The organism is Brevundimonas sp. (genome assembly GCF_041648615.1).
In the GTDB taxonomy this organism is placed as follows: Bacteria; Pseudomonadota; Alphaproteobacteria; order Caulobacterales; family Caulobacteraceae; genus Brevundimonas.
Genome location: NZ_JBAZOS010000015.1, coordinates 17048 through 34269 on the forward strand (window position 1 = coordinate 17048; position 17222 = coordinate 34269).

18 protein-coding genes are annotated in these 17222 nt (G+C 69.5%); 7 read left to right on the forward strand and 11 right to left on the reverse strand.

The features are described from left to right. The first annotated feature begins 155 nt into the window (after window positions 1-155). Genes WC555_RS07735 through hisC form a run of 3 tightly spaced genes read left to right on the forward strand, consistent with a single transcriptional unit; the run spans window position 156 to window position 2988 of the window. Window positions 156-1193: a DUF2125 domain-containing protein gene (locus WC555_RS07735; RefSeq protein WP_373252674.1), complete on the forward strand. Its 1038-nt coding sequence runs from the start codon at window positions 156-158 to the stop codon at window positions 1191-1193. Between the two features lie 14 nt (window positions 1194-1207). Continuing rightward, a complete protein-coding gene (locus WC555_RS07740; RefSeq protein WP_373252675.1) occupies window positions 1208-1888 on the forward strand; it encodes a hypothetical protein in 681 nt (226 codons plus the stop codon). 8 nt (window positions 1889-1896) lie between these two features. Beyond that, entirely contained in the window at window positions 1897-2988 is a 1092-nt protein-coding gene (gene hisC / locus WC555_RS07745) for a histidinol-phosphate transaminase (RefSeq protein WP_373252676.1), read from the forward strand. A 6-nt stretch (window positions 2989-2994) separates the two neighbouring features. On the opposite strand, the gene WC555_RS07750 is transcribed toward hisC, so the two are convergent. The 4 genes from WC555_RS07750 to WC555_RS07765 all read right to left on the reverse strand — a co-directional run bounded on the left by WC555_RS07750 (window position 2995) and on the right by WC555_RS07765 (window position 8005). Continuing rightward, window positions 2995-3207 (reverse strand): hypothetical protein, encoded by a 213-nt coding sequence (locus WC555_RS07750; protein ID WP_373252678.1) that lies wholly within the window; start codon window positions 3205-3207, stop codon window positions 2995-2997. Between the two features lie 175 nt (window positions 3208-3382). Then, window positions 3383-4192, reverse strand: a complete 810-nt coding sequence (locus tag WC555_RS07755) for a TIGR02186 family protein (RefSeq protein WP_373252680.1) — start codon at window positions 4190-4192, stop codon at window positions 3383-3385. Continuing rightward, window positions 4189-5112: a sulfite exporter TauE/SafE family protein gene (locus tag WC555_RS07760; RefSeq protein ID WP_373252681.1), complete on the reverse strand. Its 924-nt coding sequence runs from the start codon at window positions 5110-5112 to the stop codon at window positions 4189-4191. Before WC555_RS07760 ends, WC555_RS07755 begins: the two co-directional genes overlap by 4 nt. Window positions 5113-5236: 124 nt before the next feature. Next, complete coding sequence (locus WC555_RS07765) at window positions 5237-8005, reverse strand: hypothetical protein (RefSeq protein ID WP_373252683.1); 2769 nt, start codon at window positions 8003-8005, stop codon at window positions 5237-5239. Window positions 8006-8222: 217 nt separating this feature from the next. Between WC555_RS07765 and WC555_RS07770 the strand changes: the two genes are divergently transcribed. Together WC555_RS07770 and WC555_RS07775 are read left to right on the forward strand one after the other, a co-directional pair. Beyond that, window positions 8223-8429 carry a hypothetical protein gene (locus WC555_RS07770; protein WP_373252685.1) on the forward strand — a complete coding sequence of 69 codons (207 nt, stop codon included), beginning with the start codon at window positions 8223-8225 and terminating at the stop codon, window positions 8427-8429. Between the two features lie 81 nt (window positions 8430-8510). Continuing rightward, window positions 8511-9017 (forward strand): pyridoxamine 5'-phosphate oxidase family protein, encoded by a 507-nt coding sequence (locus tag WC555_RS07775; RefSeq protein ID WP_373252687.1) that lies wholly within the window; start codon window positions 8511-8513, stop codon window positions 9015-9017. 60 nt (window positions 9018-9077) lie between these two features. Here the strand turns inward: WC555_RS07775 and argF are convergent, their stop codons facing one another. The 6 genes from argF to WC555_RS07805 all read right to left on the reverse strand — a co-directional run bounded on the left by argF (window position 9078) and on the right by WC555_RS07805 (window position 14629). Continuing rightward, the gene (gene argF, locus WC555_RS07780) at window positions 9078-9992 is read right to left on the reverse strand and encodes an ornithine carbamoyltransferase (RefSeq protein WP_373252689.1); all 915 of its coding nucleotides are present in this window, start codon (window positions 9990-9992) and stop codon (window positions 9078-9080) included. A 14-nt stretch (window positions 9993-10006) separates the two neighbouring features. Then, window positions 10007-10156: a hypothetical protein gene (locus tag WC555_RS07785; protein WP_373252691.1), complete on the reverse strand. Its 150-nt coding sequence runs from the start codon at window positions 10154-10156 to the stop codon at window positions 10007-10009. A gap of 7 nt (window positions 10157-10163) precedes the next feature. Further along, on the reverse strand, window positions 10164-11357 hold the full coding sequence (locus WC555_RS07790; RefSeq protein ID WP_373252693.1) for an aspartate aminotransferase family protein: 1194 nt from the start codon (window positions 11355-11357) through the stop codon (window positions 10164-10166). Window positions 11358-12442: 1085 nt separating this feature from the next. Then, a complete protein-coding gene (locus tag WC555_RS07795; RefSeq protein WP_373252695.1) occupies window positions 12443-13336 on the reverse strand; it encodes a M28 family metallopeptidase in 894 nt (297 codons plus the stop codon). Window positions 13337-13409: 73 nt separating this feature from the next. Further along, window positions 13410-13817: an SRPBCC family protein gene (locus WC555_RS07800; protein ID WP_373252697.1), complete on the reverse strand. Its 408-nt coding sequence runs from the start codon at window positions 13815-13817 to the stop codon at window positions 13410-13412. Next, window positions 13817-14629, reverse strand: coding sequence for an ABC transporter permease (locus WC555_RS07805; protein ID WP_373252699.1), 813 nt, complete (start codon window positions 14627-14629; stop codon window positions 13817-13819). The genes WC555_RS07800 and WC555_RS07805 overlap by 1 nt, the downstream gene beginning before the upstream one ends. Before the next feature lie 322 nt (window positions 14630-14951). Between WC555_RS07805 and WC555_RS07810 the strand changes: the two genes are divergently transcribed. Then, window positions 14952-15461, forward strand: coding sequence for a GcrA family cell cycle regulator (locus WC555_RS07810; RefSeq protein WP_373252700.1), 510 nt, complete (start codon window positions 14952-14954; stop codon window positions 15459-15461). A 189-nt stretch (window positions 15462-15650) separates the two neighbouring features. Here the strand turns inward: WC555_RS07810 and apaG are convergent, their stop codons facing one another. Continuing rightward, window positions 15651-16058 carry a Co2+/Mg2+ efflux protein ApaG gene (gene apaG / locus WC555_RS07815; protein WP_373252702.1) on the reverse strand — a complete coding sequence of 136 codons (408 nt, stop codon included), beginning with the start codon at window positions 16056-16058 and terminating at the stop codon, window positions 15651-15653. Between the two features lie 93 nt (window positions 16059-16151). Here apaG and WC555_RS07820 point away from each other — a divergent pair, with 93 nt between their 5' ends. Next, complete coding sequence (locus WC555_RS07820; RefSeq protein ID WP_373252703.1) at window positions 16152-17183, forward strand: 2'-deoxycytidine 5'-triphosphate deaminase; 1032 nt, start codon at window positions 16152-16154, stop codon at window positions 17181-17183. The last annotated feature ends 39 nt before the right edge of the window (window positions 17184-17222 follow it).

Here is a 17222-nt window from a genome sequence, read left to right on the forward strand (position 1 = left end):
CGGGGCTTGCCGCACAGCGACGGCTTCACCATATCTTGGGCCCGCATGAACCGGTCCCGATCCGGACGGTCCGGGCGATCCGGACGGTGTTTTTGCGGCCCGGTTCCGGGTCTCGGACGTTTCGCCCTGCCACGCCCCCGTTTCCCGGAGCCTCGATGACCGCCGCCCCCCGACACAGCCGCCGAGGCCTGCTGACCCCCTTCCTGATCGCGGGAGTCCTGCTGGCCGCCTGGACGGGCTGGTGGTTCTATCTGACGACCCAGATCGAGACCCGGCTGGACGCCCGGGTCGCGGCCCTGCGCCAGGACGGCTGGACGATCAGCTATGCCTCGCGGACGACCACCGGCTGGCCGTTCCGGGCAAGGGTGTCGATCCCGCACGCCGAGATCATGGCCCCCTCGGGCCACGGCGTCGCGGCGCCCGAACTGGTAGCCGAGACCAACGCCTACAACCCCGACCGCTGGGTGGTGATCGCCCCCGACGGCCTGACCCTGACCCGCGCCGGCAAGGGCAAGGTCGGCATAGCCGGGGATGGCCTGCGCCTGAGCGTCAGCCATCTGCGCGAACGCTTCCCCGACCTGCGCGTCGAGATGATCCGCCCGACCTTCACGACCCACCGGGACGCCGAGCCCTTCCCCATCGCCTCGGCCGAGCGGATCCTGCTCAATGTCCGGCCGCACCTGACCGACGGCCGCGCGGCGACAGACGAGATGGATGTCGCCTTCGAACTGGTCGACGCCCGCGGGCGCCCGGGCGGCCCCGTCGAGGGCGCCACGCGGCAGGGCCGTCTGACCGCGCGGATCGAGGGAACCGTCCTGAACGCCAGCCGTCTCGGCGGCATGGACAGCGCCGGCGTCTTCGCCGCCTGGACCGCCTCGGGCGGGCGTTTCACCGCAATCAAGGGCGAACTGCAGGCCGGAGAGAGCCGCGCCCGGATCGAAAGCCAGACCTTGTCGGCGGATGGCGACGGCCGTCTGCAGGGCGAGGTCGCCCTGAGGGCCGAACGGCCCATGGCCGCCATCTCGGGTCTGGCCGGTTCGCGCACGGGCGCCGTCAACCGGCTGGGCGCGGCGGGGGCCGCCGCCGCCACCGCCGCCTCGGGCGACCGCGGCGTCGATCTGGTCATCCAGTTCCGCGACGGCCGCACCTGGCTGGGCCCCTTCGCCCTGGCCCCCGCGCCGAAGCTTTTCTGATGCCGCCCGAGCTGTTGACCGAACCCGAAGTCGATACCGAACGACTGGCCCTCGACCGGGCCGTGGCCAACGCCGTCCGCACCCGTCTGGCCGTTGGCGCGCACCCGACGCCCGACGCCGAGGCCATCGCCTTGCGGCAAACCCTGGCGGGCGAACCGGCCGTAGAAGCCGCCGTCCTGCGCGCGGTGCTGGGACGGATCGACGCGGCGTCCGGCGCGCCGCTGGTGGTCTGGGGGTCGGCCAGCCAGACCCTCGCCGCCGACCGGTACGGCCTGACGGCCCGCACGGCCTCTAACCCGGATCAGGCCCTCGCCGTGGTGCGCGAGGGAGCGCGCGCCCTGATGGACCTGACGCCCGCCTCGGCCTGGTGGGGCCGCCTGCTGGCCGAGCCCGATCTGCGCGTCGTGGGCGCCCTGCCTGACGACCGCCACGGCGTCCCGCGGGCCTTGATGATCCAGCAGGCCCGGCCCGGCCCCACGGGCGACGACCGCACCTTCTGGACCACCGACAGCGCCGCCCCGGCGGCGACGATCGTCGAGGCCCTGGGCGCCGCCGGCCTGGCCGCCAGTCCGCTGATCGCCGCGGGCGGCTTGAAGCTGTTCACCCTCGCGGGCTATGTGCAGGCCGAGGACGGGCGGCTTTCATCCGCGCCCGGCGGCCTCAGCGGCGTCATCGGCGCCGCCCCCCTGTTCTGAAAGCGCCCATGACCGACGCCCCCGTTCCCAAACCCGGCATTCTCGACATCGCCCCCTACGTCGGCGGCAAGTCGCGCATCGAGGGCGTGGCCACGCCGATGAAGCTGTCGTCGAACGAGAACGCCCTGGGCGCCGGCGAGAAGGCCCGCGCCGCCTATGAGGCCTCGGTCGCCAACATCCATATGTATCCCGACGGCCGGGCGACGAAGCTGCGGGACGCGGTCGCCGAACACCATGGTCTCGAACCCGAGCGGCTGATCTTCGGCAACGGTTCCGACGAGGTCTTCGCCCTGCTGAACCAGACCTATCTCACGCCCGGCGACAATATCGTCAGCGGCAAATACGGCTTCCTGGCCTACCGCATCAGCGCCCTGGCCAACCAGGCCTCGGTCAAGCTGGCCCCCGAGCCCGACTTCCGCCTGACGCCCGAGGCCATCCTCGCCGAGGTCGATGACCGGACCCGCATCGTCTACGTCTCCAGCCCGTCCAACCCGACCGGCAGCTACAACACCGCCGAGGAGATCCGCCGGCTGCACGAGGGCCTGCCGGCGGACGTCCTGCTGGTCATCGACGAGGCCTATGCCGAATTCGTGGCCGAGCCCGACTGGGAGACCAGCTTCCCCCTCGCCCGCGACAGCCGGAACATCGTCGTCACCCGCACCTTCTCCAAGATCCACGGCCTCGGCGGCCTGCGCATCGGCTTCGGCTATGCGCCGCTGAAGGTGGCCGAAGCCGTCGATCGCATCCGCCTGCCCTTCAACGTCTCGGTGCCGGGCATCGAGGCCGCCGTCGCCGCCCTCGGCGACGAGGCGCACCAGCAAGCATCCCGCCAGCTGGTTGAAACCTGGCGGCCCCGCCTGACCCAGGCCATCCGGGGCTTCGGCTTCGACGTCTTCCCGTCGGCCGGTAATTTCGTGCTGGTCCGCTTCCCCGACGAGGCGCGCAACGCCGCCGCCGCCAACGACTATCTGAACGCGAAGGGCATCATCGTCCGCCCGGTCGGCGGTTACGGCCTCCCGGACTGTCTGCGGATCACCGTGGGCACGGAAGACCAGAACCGCGCGGTGATCGACGCGCTGAGCGAGTTCGCGGCGGGCTGACCGCAGTCAACCCACATAGCCGCACCTCTCCGTCGCGCAGGCCAGGTAGCACGCCCGCCAGCCTGGTCCGCCGCCAGGATGGCTGACGTAGCAGCGCAACTGGCACTCGAAGTAGCAGAAGTCATTCGCCTGTCTGGATACGTATGGAGCCTCGGCCGCCGAAGCCGAGGCCAGCAACAGACCCGTCGACAGGGCCGCGAGGCGGAACAGTCTGCGCATTCTGAAACCCTCCATGCTTTGCCATAATTGGGCGAACAGCGGATGGTTCCGGAGCAAGGTGGTTAACCGGCTCGCCAGACCGGTGCGATGGCGAAAACCGCCATGGCGATGGTGGCGGCCAGCAGCAGCGCCTTGAGCAGCAAGGGCATGAAGTCTGGCCTGCGCATCCCGCCTCCTAGTTCCGTCGGAACACCCGGCTCGCCGCCCATCCCGTGAACGCCGCCAGCAGAACGCACAGCAGGCCATAGCTCCACGGCCGGCGATGGGCGAACTCGAAGATATCGCGCTCGATGCCGACCTTTTCGACGGTCAGGGTCAGGTTGGAGACCGACACCGGCTCCCCGTTCTGGAACAGCCAGGCCTCGGCGAAATAGCGGCCGGTCGGGGCCACGGCGGGCAGCTCGACCTCGGCGCGGAACAGGCCGCGGTCGACAAACTGGACCCCCGCGGGGTCGGTATCGTAGAGGGCCGCCGCCTCGCGCAGCCGGATCACCGCGCGACGGAAGTCCAGATAGTCCTCTCCCAACCGGCTGACGACCACGTCGCGCACCCCGTAGCGGGTGACGGTCCGGCTCTCCTCCGGCGCGTTGATCCTCAGGTGATCGACGCCCACGCCCAGCCGCCGCAGCTGGCCGAAATCGGCGATGTCCGACAGCGGCCGGGTCGAGGCCGTCATGTAGAAGCCGGGCGCGCCCTCGAACAGCACCGGGCGGCTATTCAGCCACACGCCATTGCTTCGCGTCTTCTTGACCAGACGCACCGGTCCGTCCGGGCCGCGCACCACCACCACGACATCGGCCGGAGTGTCGTTGGGGTTGAAGACCGCGCCGTACAGAACGATCGACGCGCCCTGGAAACTGGAATCGACCCTCACCCGGGCGTCGGTCAGGGCGGCGGCGATCCGGACCTGATCCGTCGTGCCGACCGAGCGTTCCGGCGCGGGCGCCGGGACGGCGGGCGGCGGCGGCGGCAAGGCGGCGATCATTGGGCCACCCCCGGCGCGAAGGCGAACAGGTCGGACGGTCGCACGAACAGCTCCAGTCCCATCTGGATGCCGACCATCAGGACGATCAGACCCAGCACCGCCCGCAGCTCCTCGGCCCGGAACCGACCCGACCAGCGCGCGCCGTACTGGGCCCCGACGACGCCGCCGAGCAACAGCAGCATCGACAGGACGACGTCGACGGTCTGGTTGCGGCCGGCCTGGAGGATGGTGGTCATGGCGGTGACGATGATGATCTGGAACAGGCTGGTGCCGACCACCACCCCGGCCTTCATCCGCAGCACATAGAGCATGGCGGGCACGAGGATGAAGCCGCCTCCCACGCCCATGATGGCCGACATCACCCCGACGAACATGCCAAGGGCGAACGGCGGAATGGCGCTGATGTAGAGGCCCGAGCGGGGAAAGCGCATCTTGAGCGGCAGGCCGTACAGCCACAGCGGCCGGCGGCGTTCCTTGTGCGGAGCCATCTCGCCGCGCACCCGGCGCAGAATCTGGCCCAGGCTCTCGTAGAGCATCAGGGTGCCGATGGCGCCGAGGAACAGCAGATAGGACAGGGCCACCGCCAGATCGGCCTGACCCAGCAGGCGCAGGTAGCGGAACAGCTCGACCCCCAGCAGCGCGCCCAGGACGCCCCCGCCGGCCATGACCAGGCCGATCTTGTAATCAACGGCCTTCTGGCTGGTGTAGCTGATGACGCCGGAGGTGGAGGAGGCGACGACGTGGCTGGCCTGGCTGGCGACGGCCACGGCCGGCGGAATGCCCATGAAGATCAGGATCGGGGCCATGAGGAAGCCGCCGCCGATGCCGAACAGTCCCGACACGAATCCGACGACCGCACCCAGCAGAACCAGGAGCGGCCAGTTCACCGAAACCTCGGCGATTGGCAGGTAGATATCCAAAGGACGCGCCTTCGGCTGGAACTGAAGTCAGGCGCCGGAAAGGCGACGGCGGAAGTCTGGTTGTCCTAGACCCACCGGGCGGCCCTCGCCACCCGATGCGCCTGAAAAGCTTGGCGGTCTCCCGTCAGGCGAGCGGCTCGACCTGGAACTGCTCGGCCTCGGCGCGGACCTGGGTCCGGGTCGCGGCCGGAATCGCCTTGTCCAGCCGTTCGACCGCCGCCCGGGCGTCGCCGTCACCGGCGCGCGCCGCGATCAGGTACCATTTGTAAGCTTGGGCGGGGTCGGGCTGGATGGCCTCGTCGCCGGTCTCGTACAGTTTGGCGACGTTGAACTGGCTGTCGACCAGACCGCGTTCGGCCGCCTTCTTGAGCCAGACGAGGGCCTCGCCCTGGTCCCGGGCGCCGCCGACGCCCTCGAACAGATACATGCCGTAGGCGTGCATGCCCTTGGCGTCGCCGCCGTCCGCCGCGCGACGGGCCCAGGCCCGGGCCTCACGCAGGTTCACCGGCACGTCATTGGCGCCGTCCTGGTACAGGCTGGCGAGGTGCAGCTGGGCCGGAGTGTAGCCCGTCGCCGCGGCGCGCTTCAGCGTGTCGACGCCGCTGGCCGCGTCGGCGTCGAGAAGCTCGATGGCCTGCTGGTACAGTTCGGATCCGCGCTCCAGATCGCCGGCGGTCGGCGCGGTCGGCAGCATGGCGAGGGCGGCGATGGGTTGCGCCTTGGGCGCCGTCGTCAGACCGGGGATGTTCAGGCTCGAGCCCGTCAGCTGGCCCGTCGCATAGGCGCCGCCGCCCGTCAGAAGGACGGCGATGGCCGAGGCGCCGAGGGCCTTGCGCACCGTGCTTCCACCGCGCGAGGCCTGCTTGTCCAGGCGCTCCTGCAGCTTGGACTTGCCGCCGCGCTTCAGACCAAATCCCGACCGGGCCGGAGACTCCGCGGCCTCGGGCGAAGCCATGGCCGCGCGGGCGGCGTCGATGGCCTGACGTGTGGAGGAGGCGCGGCCCTGGGCGGCCGCCGCGCGCAGGGCGCGAGGGTCGACGAAGTCTGTCTCGCCGGCGAAATCGTCCGGGCCGCCGTCAAATCCGGCTGGATCCGTGGCCTGCAGCGCGTCCGAGACGTCGGCGCCGCCGAAGCCCTGACCGAAGGCGAATGCGGCCGGCGCGGCCGGCGCGACCTCGACGGCCTGGGTGGTCTGGGCGAAGGCGGGTTCGGCGGAGGCCTCGATCGCCGGGGTCTCCACAGGGCGGCTGGCGAACGGGGTCGAGACGGCCGGCGCTTCAACCTCGGTCCGGGGCCCTCGCAGGACGGCGTCGAAGAGGGCGTCGGCGTTAAGGACCTCATCGCCGGCCGCTTTCGGCGCGGGCTCGGGCGCGGCCAGATCGGCGGACCAGGCCTGCTGCTCGGCGTAGACCGGGTCGTCAAATGCGGTTCCGGCGAATCCCGCATCCGGGAAGGCCGCGTCGGGGAAGGCCGCCGCGCGCCAGTCGGGCTCGGCGGTCGGCGGACGCGCCGGTTCGGCCCGGCGCTCGATATTGCCGCGGGCCTCGGCGATCAGGGCGGCCGTGCGCTCCTCGGACAGCCGCATGCGCTCGGCCAGTTCGCCGGACGCGCGGTCGTAGCCCTGCTCGATTTTTGTGGAACTGTCGGCCAGCCGTCGGCCGATGTCTTCCAGCGCCTGCTGCGAGCGGCGCTCGGACTGGGCGATCCGCTCGCTGAGGCGGTCGGAGATGCGCGTGATCTCGCCGCCGAGCTTTTCCAGCGCCAGGGCATGGCGGTCGTCGGCCGCTGTCAGCCGTTGCTCCAGCCCCTGGGCCAGCCGGCCCATGTCCGTCTCCACCTTGCGGCTCAGGACATCCAGTTGCACCGGAGCGCTCTCGATGGTCTGGACCCGGCCGTTCAGGTTCTGGGCGATGCGCAGGACTTCGCGGCCCATGGCCTCGACGGCCTTGGCCGAACGCTCCTCGGACGATTTGACCTGGTCGCCGATGGCGAGGACGGCGCGCTCGATGCGGTCCATCCGGCCTTCCGCCTCGGCCGTGTCCAGCCGCCGCATCATCTCGGCGCGGTTGCCCTCGACCTGACGGCTCAGGGTCTCGGCCAGCTTTTCGAACCGGGCCGCCTCGCGGGCGCTTTCCGGCTCGATCCGGCTTTCGGTCGCGCGCAGGCGCTGGTCCAGTCCGGCGAACGAGCGTTCCAGACCGCGCAGGGCTTCGGTGGTCCGCGTCTGCGCCTGATCCAGCCGTTGCCCGACCTGGGCCAGCAGGTCGGCGCCGACGCCCGGACCGGCGGTCTTCTCGACCGCGTCCATGCGCTGGCGCAGCTCGTTGACCCCGGAGCGCTGCCGCTCCTCGATATCGTAAAGGCGACCGGCCAAGGCCCCCATGGTCGTCTCGACCTTGCCGAAGGTCTCGGCCGTCTGCGGACCGACCTCCTGCTCGAAGCGGCGCAGGCGGCGATGGCCCTCGCGCAGCTCTTCGGCGATGTCGTCGATGCGGCGGGCGTGCGACTTGTCGCTCTGGTCCTGGCTGTCCAGTCGACGCACGAGGCCGGACACGGCCTGGTCGACACCCTGGATGGCGATGGTCGAGCGGCGCTCGGCGGCTTCCAGCCGGGCGGCGATGGCGTCGATCGAGGCCCCCATACGGCCCAACTGGTCGTCATTTCCGCCGTAGGCGTCGTCCAGCCTGCGGCTGCGACCGCGGCGTTCGTAGCTTTCGGCGGCGTGCGGGCGGCGGCCCAGCGGAACGACGCCCTCGTCGTCGTCCCCGTCTTCCATGATGATCGTGTTCAGCCACTCGCCCAGCGTCATGCCGGAGCGACGGGCGAGATCCTTGGCGATCTCGCGCGCCTTGGGCTCGATGCCCTTCACGCTCCACGGCGCGGCTGCGCTCACTGATTCGCCTCCCGACCTACTTGCCGAACGCTAGACGCCAAGATGATGCGTGTAAACGCGTGGTTAACCCCAAGATATGGTGGCGTTCGATCTTCCTGTGGAAAGCGCCGACACCGAAGGGATTCTCGTGCCCGGGAGGTTAACAGGGCGTGAAGATTAACCCGTTGGAAAGGAGTCCGGGCTTGCGCGAAAGCCCGGGCCGCGCCACCTCGCCCCGATGGACCTGACCCTAACCCTGGCGCTCACGGGAGCCGCCATCGCCCTGGCGATCTTCGCCGGGTGGCGCGGCGCGCGGCCGTGGGACCCGAGACGGGGCGTCCGCATGGCGCCCTGGCGGCTGATCATGCTGCTGGCCGGGGCCGGAGTGTTCGTTCTGGTGGTCCATCTGGGGGCCCTGCTTGGCGCGCCGCAGCGGCCGTACTGACGGCTGCGGCCGAATGTCGGGGCGGGGAACCCGGCCCTCCCCCGGCCATTCCTGATCCACCCCGATCAAGGAGACCTCCCCATGAGCGACACCAATCTGTCCCCCGCCGAAGCCGAAGCCGAGTTCTGGAAGCATCTGAAATCCTCGAACACCGGCATGCTGGGCCTCGACCAGCCCGGCTATCACAGCCAGCCGATGACCGCCTTCCGTGAGGAAGAGACGGGGACGATCTGGTTCTTCACCCGCGACGACACCGACCTGGCCAGGGACGCCGCCCTGCCCGATCAGTCGGCCATGTTCACCTATGGATCGAAGGACCAGGACGTCTGGGCCTGCATCCACGGGACGCTGTCGGTGGCCCCGCGCAATGCGGAACTGATCGACAGGCACTGGAACCCGATCCTCGCCGCCTGGTATCCCGGGGGCAAGGACGACCCGCATCTGACCCTGCTGCGCTTCGACGCCGACGACGGGCGCATCTGGGTGTCGAAGAAGGGTCCGGTCCGCTTCTTCTACGAAGTCGCCAAGGCCAATCTCACCAAGACCCTGCCCGACGCCGGCGGGGTCGCGGACGTCAATCTGCAATAGGCGCTGTCGGATACGCGACAGACTGAAGGGGCGGTCGAAAGGCCGCCCCTTTTCGCCGACCTACCCCGCGAAGCACCAGGCCAGCACGGCCTTCTGGGCGTGGATGCGGTTTTCGGCCTCGTCCCAGACCAGCGATTTCGGGCCGTCGATGACGGCGTCGGTGACCTCCTCGCCGCGGTGGGCGGGGAGGCAGTGGAGGAAGACGGCGTCGCTGGCGGCCTCGGCCATCAGCCGGTCGTCGACGCCGTAACCTTCGAAGGCTTCGAGGCGGGCCTCATAGTCGCCGTCGCCCATCGACACCCAGGTGTCGGTGACGACCACGTCGGCGCCCGCGACGGCCTGGCGCGGGTCGCTGGTCAGGGTGACGTGATCGCCGCCCCGCGCCAGATCATGCAGGTCCGGATGGTAGTCGGCCGGGCAGGCGACGTTGAAGTGGAAGCCCAGCTTCGGCGCCGCATGCATGAAGCTGTGGCAGACGTTGTTGCCGTCGCCGACCCAGGCGATGGTCTTGCCGGCGATCGGGCCGCGATGCTCCTCGATGGTCATCAGATCGGCGAGGATCTGGCACGGGTGCGAGCGGTCGGTCAGGCCGTTGATCACGGGCACGGTCGAGACGCGGGCGAAGCGTTCGACGTCCTCATGGCTGTTGGCGCGGATCATCACGGCGTCGACCATGCGCGACAGGACCCTGGCCGTGTCCTCGACCGGCTCGCCGCGGCCCAGCTGCATGTCGCCGGCGTTGGCGATGATCGAGGCCCCGCCCAGCTGGCGGATGGCGGCGTCGAAGCTGAAGCGGGTGCGGGTCGAGTTCTTCTCGAAGATCATGGCGAGGACGCGATCCTTCGCCGGGGCGTCGGCGTCGGCGCGGCCCTTCGGCCAGCCCTGACGCGCGGCCTTGCGGGCGTGGGCGTCGTCGAGGATGGCGCGAATTTCTTCGGCTTCGAGTTTGTAGAGGTCGAGGAAGTGGCGGGTCATGGAGCTGCCTGGGGTCAGACGTCGTCGGTGAAGCCGACGACGAGGCCGTCGACGAAGCCATGGATCGCGTCGCCGGCGACGGCGCGGACGGCCAGCATGGAGAGAATGACGGCCATAGCGAAGGAGAGGACGCGGGTGTTGAGACGCACCGATTTCATGGTCATGTCTTCCTCAGGCGGCGATCTTGCCGCGGGCGAATTCACAGGTCCGCTCGAAGCGTTCGACCGCCTCGCGGGCCTCTTCAAGCGTCAGGTTCAGCGGCGGCAGGATGCGGACGCAGTTGTCGCCGCCGCCCGCGACCAGCAGATGCTGCTCGTCGCGGGCCCAGCCCATGAATTCGCGGTTGTTGGGGACCAGTTTGACGCCCAGCAGCAGGCCCTTGCCGCGCACGTCGACGATGACGTCGGGATAACGCTGGGCCAGGCCGTGCAGCTGCTGCTTCAGATAGCCGGCGATCTCGTTGACATGGGCCAGGGTCTCCGGCTTCGAGATCTCGGCGAAGGCGGCGCCGCCGACGGCCATGGCCAGCGGATTGCCGCCGAAGGTCGAGCCGTGCACGCCGACGGTCATCCCCGTGGCCGCATTCGCCGTGGCGAGGCAGGCGCCGATGGGGAAGCCGCCGCCCAAGGCCTTGGCGATGGCCATGATGTCGGGGGCCATGCCGCCCCATTCGTGGGCCCACAGCTTGCCGGTCCGGCCCATGCCGCACTGGACCTCGTCGAAGATGATCAGCACGCCGTATTCGTCACACAGCTCGCGCAGTCCGCGCAGGCAGACCTCGGGGATGGCCCGGCAGCCGCCCTCGCCCTGCACCGGTTCGACGATGATGGCGGCGGTGTTCGGATGGGCGATGGCGGCCTTCAGGGCCTCGTGATCGCCGAAGACCAGCTGGTGGAAGCCCTCCATGGGCGGGCCGAAGCCGTTGGTGTAGCTGGGGTTGGCGGCGGCGTTGATGGCGCCGTAGGTGCGGCCGTGGAACGAGCCGTCGAAGCCGTAGATGTCGATGCGCTCGGGCTGGCCGTTGGCCGAGTGATATTTCCGCGCCGTCTTGAGCGCGCATTCGACCGCCTCGGTCCCCGAGTTGGTGAAGAAGACGACGTCGGCGAACGACTTCTCGCACAGGGCGTCGGCGAGGGCTTCCTGTCCCGGAATCTTGAAGATGTTGGAGACGTGCCAAAGCTTTTCAGCCTGGTCCTTGACGGCCTGGACGAGGATCGGATTGGCGTGGCCGAGCGCGTTGGTCGAAATGCCCATGACGCAGTCGAGGTATTCGGTCCCGTCGGTGCTCCACAGACGCGCGCCCTGACCGCGATCCACCTCCAGCGGCGCGCGGTTGTAGACACCCATCAGATGATCAGTGGACACGGGACAAGCCTCCAAAAGCGAGACGGCCCCGGCGCCGGAGAGCGTCGGGACCGCTGGAAAAGGGTCAGACCTTGTCGGACGGGGGGCGGGGTTAGTCAACACCGGGGGCCTCGGCTTCTCCCTCCCCCGAAGTGGGGAGGGTGGTCGCGCAGCGACCGGGTGGGGAATTTCAGACGCACCCCACCCTGTCGTCGCTTCGCGCCGACATCCCTCCCCATAAAGGGGAGGGAGAACGCAGACGTGCGTCATCGTCTCGCCGGCGTCGCCGCCGGAAAGGGTGGGGAGGTCGCGGAGCGCGGGCGGCTGGCCCGGAACCGGAATGTGGCCCCCTGCTTTCGCGTTACGGGGACCGTGATGTGTTTTCGGCGTCGCCGCCTTCGCTCCGCGCGACCGGTTCACGCAAGCCGACGGGGGCGGGCTTCATCAAGGCGGCCCGCGGGGCTTGTGGCGTTTTCCCACCCCGACCTTTTCGCCGCATTCATCCCTGGCCGTCATACGCTCGCGACGGGCGGAAGGCGTCCAGGCCTCCCGGGCCCCGGGGTTTCGACCCCCCGGGCAGTCCGCCGACCCCACGCCCCCGATTATTCCACAAGCCGCAGGTATCAGCCGCGCAAGGGTCCGGACCACGATTACAGGACGACGTTTCCCGCTCGATCACACCCCGCCGCACGTTGATGGCCCTGGCGCCAGACGCCCTCCCCCGCGACGGGATGAGCGAATGATAAGGCCGTGGGGAGCCGTGCTAGAAATATAGTTTGGGAAAAGCAGAAGCCGTTGATCAGGCGGGATATTGTCTCGCGAAAGCGACTATAGATTCAGCGAGTAGCGTCAAGGGATGCACGGATGGGGGCGGGCAAGCTTGTCTCCTCCCCATCGCAGATGGGAGGTGGATCGGAGGCGCAGCCGACGAGACGGAGGGGGCGACGCCGGTGGGGCGGGTGGATCGCTGATCCCTTCACACCGGGTCGCCCCCTCCACCCCCCGCGCGAAGGGCGCGGGCGGTCCCCCTCCCCACGATGTGGGGAGGAGACGGTGGGGTCGCCGCCATGCGCTCAAGCCTTCTCCCAACGGGAAAGGGCGGGAAACTACTCCGACAGCCGGCGGTCCAGCTCCTCCACCACCGCCGCATAGCTGTCGCCGGCGAGGCGGACCGTGGCGGGATCGACCTGCTCGATCGTGTCCTCGCCGGAGTGGATCAGGCGGAAGACCCGCGGGACGAAGCCCTCGGCCAGGCCGTTGGCCTCGCCGCCGTTGAAGGCCAGCCACATCTGGTGGGCGCCGACCTCGTCCTGGAAGCCCAGCGACACCACCGGGGCGCCGGCGGCCGAGAAGGCGCGGTCGTCGGACGGCGGATACTCGGGGTAGCCGACGCACTGAAGGGCGCGGGCGGAACAGACGGCCTGCACCGCGCGGGTCACCGCCACCGACTGGGCGCCGTTGTTCTGGCCGTACATCATCGTGTCGCCATAGCCCGCCACGTCGGAGTTCACGACGGCGGCGACGTTGGTCAGGCCATGGGCCTCGATCCACTTCTTCGCGCCGATCAGCCCAAGCTCCTCCTGGTCGAAGAGGATGACGCGGATGCGGTGGTTCAGCGCCTTGCCGCGCAGGATCTTCGCCGCCTCGATCACGCCGACCACCGAGGCGGCGTTGTCGACGACGCCGTGCGACATCGTCCCGTCGCGCAGTTTCACGGCGTCATAGTGGGCGGTCAGCAGGATTTCGCGCGCGCCCTCGCCGAGGGTGACGACGACGTTGCGGCCCTCCATCGGCCCGCTCCGCTCCGTGCCGCCGACGAAGGTCTCGACCGTCGGCTCAAAGCCGGCGGCGCGCAGCTGGGCGACGACGACCGCGGTGCGGGCCTCGTTGGTCGGCTGGACGAAGGCGGCGACCTGGGCCCGCAGGTCGAGGTCCTGGGCCGCGACGGGCGTGCAGACGGCGAGCAGGGCCGCGACGGCGGCGAACGAACGGAACAGCATGGACTTCCCCCTGGAGCGAGGGGCCATGGCTAGCGCGTAGGCGCCCGCCATGCATCTGAAATCCCCGTAAAGATCAGGACCCGGCTTCCATGATCGCCTTGAGGGCTTCCAGGTCCTTCAGAACATGGGCCGCGTCGGCCTCGAAGGCGGCGGCGTCCATGCCCGGGCGCTTGAACAGGATGAAGGCGACTTCCGCCCCGTCGCCGTTCGGCGTGATCCTGAGGGCGTTCTCCACCACCTCGCCCGTCGCCATGGTCACCGTGTGGTCGATGACGCCGAAGGCATTGTCCGGGGCGAACCGGACCCGGACCTGACCGATCGGCCCGCCGTCCGCCACCCAGTCGTCTCCGTCCCGCGTCAGGCCGGACGCGAGGCCCGAGGCCCAGAGAGGCATGTTTTCCGGACGCGACGCGAAGGCGTAGACGTCGCGCCAGTCGCGGTCGACGCCGATATGGACGATCCGGGCCGGCAGGAGGGTCATCAGCTCTTCAGCCGCCAGCCGGACTTGAACACCGCCCAGCAGGCCCAGGCCATGACCAGGGTCAGCAGGCCGCTCATGACCGCGCCGATCAGCAGATTCCCCTCGGCGTTTTCAGCCCCGATGAAGCCGGCCCGGAAGCCGTCGATCAGATAGAAGAAGGGGTTGAAATGGCTGATGGTCGCGAACGGCTCGGGCAGGTTCTCGACCAGGTAGAAGGTGCCGCTGAGGAAGGTCATCGGCATGATGACGAAATTCTGCACCGCGGCCAGCTGGTCGAATTTCTGCGCCCACAGGCCGGCGAAGACGCCCAGCATGCCCATGATCAGACAGGCCTGCAGGCCGAACCAAAGGATCAGGCCGAGGCTCGCCACCTCCAGCCGGGCGAAGGGCATGATGCAGATGGCGGTGACGATCCCGACCACCAGGCCGCGCGTCGCCGCGCCGAGGGAAAAGCCGATGGTCAGCTCCAGCGGACTGAGCGGCGGGGTCAGGAAGTCGGTCGCCGTATTCATCACCTTGGCCTGGATCAGGCTGGAGGAGGCGTTGGCGAAGGCGTTGTTGAGCATGGCCATCATGATCAGGCCGGGAGCCACGAACTCGGCGAAGGGCGTGCCGTGCAGCGGCGGCCGCGTGCCGCGCAGGGCGACCACGAAGACCAGCATGTACAGCAGGGTGGTGACCACCGGCCCGGCCACGGTCTGGGCCCCGACCTTCCAGAAGCGCCGCACCTCGCGCAGGTACAGGGTCTGGACGCCGATCCAGTTGACGCCGTTGTAGCTGCGGGGCCGGGGGGTGGTGGTCAGGTCGGTCATGGGGGGCAGATGCGGGGTGGCGGGGGCGGATGCAAGGGATGAGGGATGAGGGATGAGGGATGAGGGAGTGGATGGTGGACAATCGGCCCGCCCCCTCCAGGCTCCGTGATCTGATGCGGGCTCACCTTCCCTAATCCCTAATCCCTCATCCCTCATCCCTCATCCCTCCCGCCGTTAACCATCTCTACATCTGGTTCCTGTGGACGGACTGATTCGCACATCTTGCGTCCGGTAAGGGCTCGTTTACGATTAGTGGTAGGTCGAGGCCCCGGGAGGGATGTCTGGACCCCATATATTGAATCCGAGACCCGGAGGGTTGGCTATGACCGCAGGCTGGACAGAAGACCGCGTCGGCGCGCTGAAGAAGCTCTGGCTGGAAGGCCAGTCGGCCAGCCAGATCGCCAAACAGCTGGGCGGCGGCGTCACCCGCAACGCCGTCATCGGCAAGGTGCACCGCCTGGGCCTGTCGGGCCGGGCCGCCCCGTCGCAGCCGGCGCGCGCCACCTTCCGCCCGTCGCGTCCGCGCCCGACGCAACCGACCCAGGCCCCTTCGGCGCCGCGCCGCATCGAGGCGGTCCAGCCGCGCGCCATGACCACGGCCCAGTCGGTTCCGGCGCCGATGCCCGACCTGCCCGGCACCGCCACGGTGATGACCCTCGGCGCCCATATGTGCAAATGGCCGATCGGCGATCCGTCGTCGAACGAGTTCAGCTTCTGCGGCCGCCGCTCTTCGGAAGGCGTCTATTGCGTCGAACACGCCCGCGTCGCCTACCAGCCGCAGGTCAAGCGCGGCGCGACGGACCTGGCGCGGAGCCTGCGGCGCTACATCTGACCCCATTCAGCCACACGGCTGTCATCTTAGGCTCCTAGAGAGCCGCCCTCCGCCTCAGGGCCGCACCCGCATGCGGCCTTGAGTGCAGGGGCGGGGCTGCGCTTTTCCGGGTTGACGCAGCCCCTCACCCCCGCCCTTCGGGCGGGTTTTTTGTTGGGCCTACCGCGCTTCGCGCTACTTGAGGCCCGACTAGTTCAGCACCCTGCGATCGCCCGGCACATCGAGGCTGAACGGCGGGATGGCGACCTCGAACGAACGGCCGGCGTCGTCGGTCATATAGTAGCCGCCGCTCATCGAGCCCGAGGCGGTGCCGAGCGGGCAGCCCGAGGCGTAGGAATAGCTCTCGCCCGGCTGGATGGTGGGCTGTTCGCCGACCACGCCGGGACCGCGCACCTCCTCGACATGGCCGAGGGCGTCGGTGATCTCCCAGCGGCGGGCCATCAGCTGGACCGGAACGCCGCTCAGATTGACGATCTCGACCTGATAGGCCCAGACCCAGCGGCCGCCTTCGGGATCGGACTGGCCGGCCAGATAGCTGGGGCGGACGCGGACGAGAACGCCCTCGGTTTCGGCTTCATAGGCGCGCGTGTCATGCATTCCGCCATGGTCGTGCAAGCCGTGCCCACGTCAAGCGCCGCCGTGTGGCGCCGGACAGGGGAGACGCGGCGAAAAATCGTGTAAGCCGGGCCCATGCAGACCTTCGAATTCCCCGTCGCCGGCATCCTGCCGTGCCAGTCCATCGAGGCCCTGATCGCCGGCGGCGCGATCGCTTCGGACACCCCCTTCGACGCCGACCAGGTGCAGCCGGCCAGTCTCGACCTGCGGCTGTCGGACGAGGCGTGGCGCGTGCGCGCCTCCTTCCTGCCCGGCCGGCGCACGGTCGAGGACCGGATCGCCGACGTCTCCATGCACCGGATCGACCTGTCGGGCGGCGTCGTGCTGGAACGCGGCTGCGTCTATATCGCCCGGCTGCAGGAGCGGCTGAGCCTGCCCAAGGGCCTGATCGCGCGGGCCAATCCCAAGAGCTCGACCGGGCGGGTCGATGTCTTCGTGCGCCTGCTGACCGACCGGGGGGCCAGTTTCGACGACGTGGCCGAGGGCTATGAGGGGGCCCTGTATCTGGAGATTTCGCCCCAGACCTTCCCCATCCTGGTGCGGCCGGGGACGCGGCTGAACCAGCTGCGGCTCAAGGCCGGGGAACCGCCGAAGCTGGAGACCCGCAGCGTCGGGGTCGAGTTGCAGGGCGGCGACGGGGCGGTGGTCGGCTTCCGCGGACGGCGGCATGCGGGGGTGATCGATCTCGACAACATCGACGGCCACGATCCGCGCGACTTCTGGGAGCCGCTGACCCTGCGGCGCGGCGAGCTGCTGCTGGACCCGGGCGAATTCTACATCCTGGCCTCGAGCGACGACGTCGAGATTCCGGTCGACCAGGCCGCCGAGATGACGCCGATCGATCCGTCGGTGGGCGAGTTCCGGGTCCACTATGCGGGCTTCTTCGACCCGGGCTTCGGCACCGACGAGGCGCACGGGGCGGGGTCCAAGGGGGTGCTGGAAGTGCGGACGCACGATACGCCCTTCCTGCTGGAGCACGGCCAGATCGTGGCCCGGCTGGTCTATGAGCCGCTGACGGAACGGCCGACGCGGCTGTATGGCGAGGGCGGCAGCCACTACCAGCGGCAGGGGCTGAAGCTGTCGAAGCATTTCCGCCCGTGGGGGTGAGGGCGGGGGGTTAGGGATTGGGGATTAGGGATTAGGGAT

Bases quoted from the DNA above. Each gene is read 5' to 3' on its own strand.
- WC555_RS07735 (WP_373252674.1), top strand. From the start codon at position 156: ATGACCGCCGCCCCCCGACACAGCCGCCGAGGCCTGCTGACCCCCTTC.
- hisC (WP_373252676.1), top strand. From the start codon at position 1,897: ATGACCGACGCCCCCGTTCCCAAACCCGGCATTCTCGACATCGCCCCC.
- WC555_RS07750 (WP_373252678.1), bottom strand. From the start codon at position 3,207: ATGCGCAGACTGTTCCGCCTCGCGGCCCTGTCGACGGGTCTGTTGCTG.
- WC555_RS07755 (WP_373252680.1), bottom strand. From the start codon at position 4,192: ATGATCGCCGCCTTGCCGCCGCCGCCGCCCGCCGTCCCGGCGCCCGCG.
- WC555_RS07770 (WP_373252685.1), top strand. From the start codon at position 8,223: ATGGACCTGACCCTAACCCTGGCGCTCACGGGAGCCGCCATCGCCCTG.
- WC555_RS07775 (WP_373252687.1), top strand. From the start codon at position 8,511: ATGAGCGACACCAATCTGTCCCCCGCCGAAGCCGAAGCCGAGTTCTGG.
- argF (WP_373252689.1), bottom strand. From the start codon at position 9,992: ATGACCCGCCACTTCCTCGACCTCTACAAACTCGAAGCCGAAGAAATT.
- WC555_RS07785 (WP_373252691.1), bottom strand. From the start codon at position 10,156: ATGACCATGAAATCGGTGCGTCTCAACACCCGCGTCCTCTCCTTCGCT.
- WC555_RS07795 (WP_373252695.1), bottom strand. From the start codon at position 13,336: ATGCTGTTCCGTTCGTTCGCCGCCGTCGCGGCCCTGCTCGCCGTCTGC.
- WC555_RS07800 (WP_373252697.1), bottom strand. From the start codon at position 13,817: ATGACCCTCCTGCCGGCCCGGATCGTCCATATCGGCGTCGACCGCGAC.
- WC555_RS07805 (WP_373252699.1), bottom strand. From the start codon at position 14,629: ATGACCGACCTGACCACCACCCCCCGGCCCCGCAGCTACAACGGCGTC.
- WC555_RS07810 (WP_373252700.1), top strand. From the start codon at position 14,952: ATGACCGCAGGCTGGACAGAAGACCGCGTCGGCGCGCTGAAGAAGCTC.
- apaG (WP_373252702.1), bottom strand. From the start codon at position 16,058: ATGCATGACACGCGCGCCTATGAAGCCGAAACCGAGGGCGTTCTCGTC.
- WC555_RS07820 (WP_373252703.1), top strand. From the start codon at position 16,152: ATGCAGACCTTCGAATTCCCCGTCGCCGGCATCCTGCCGTGCCAGTCC.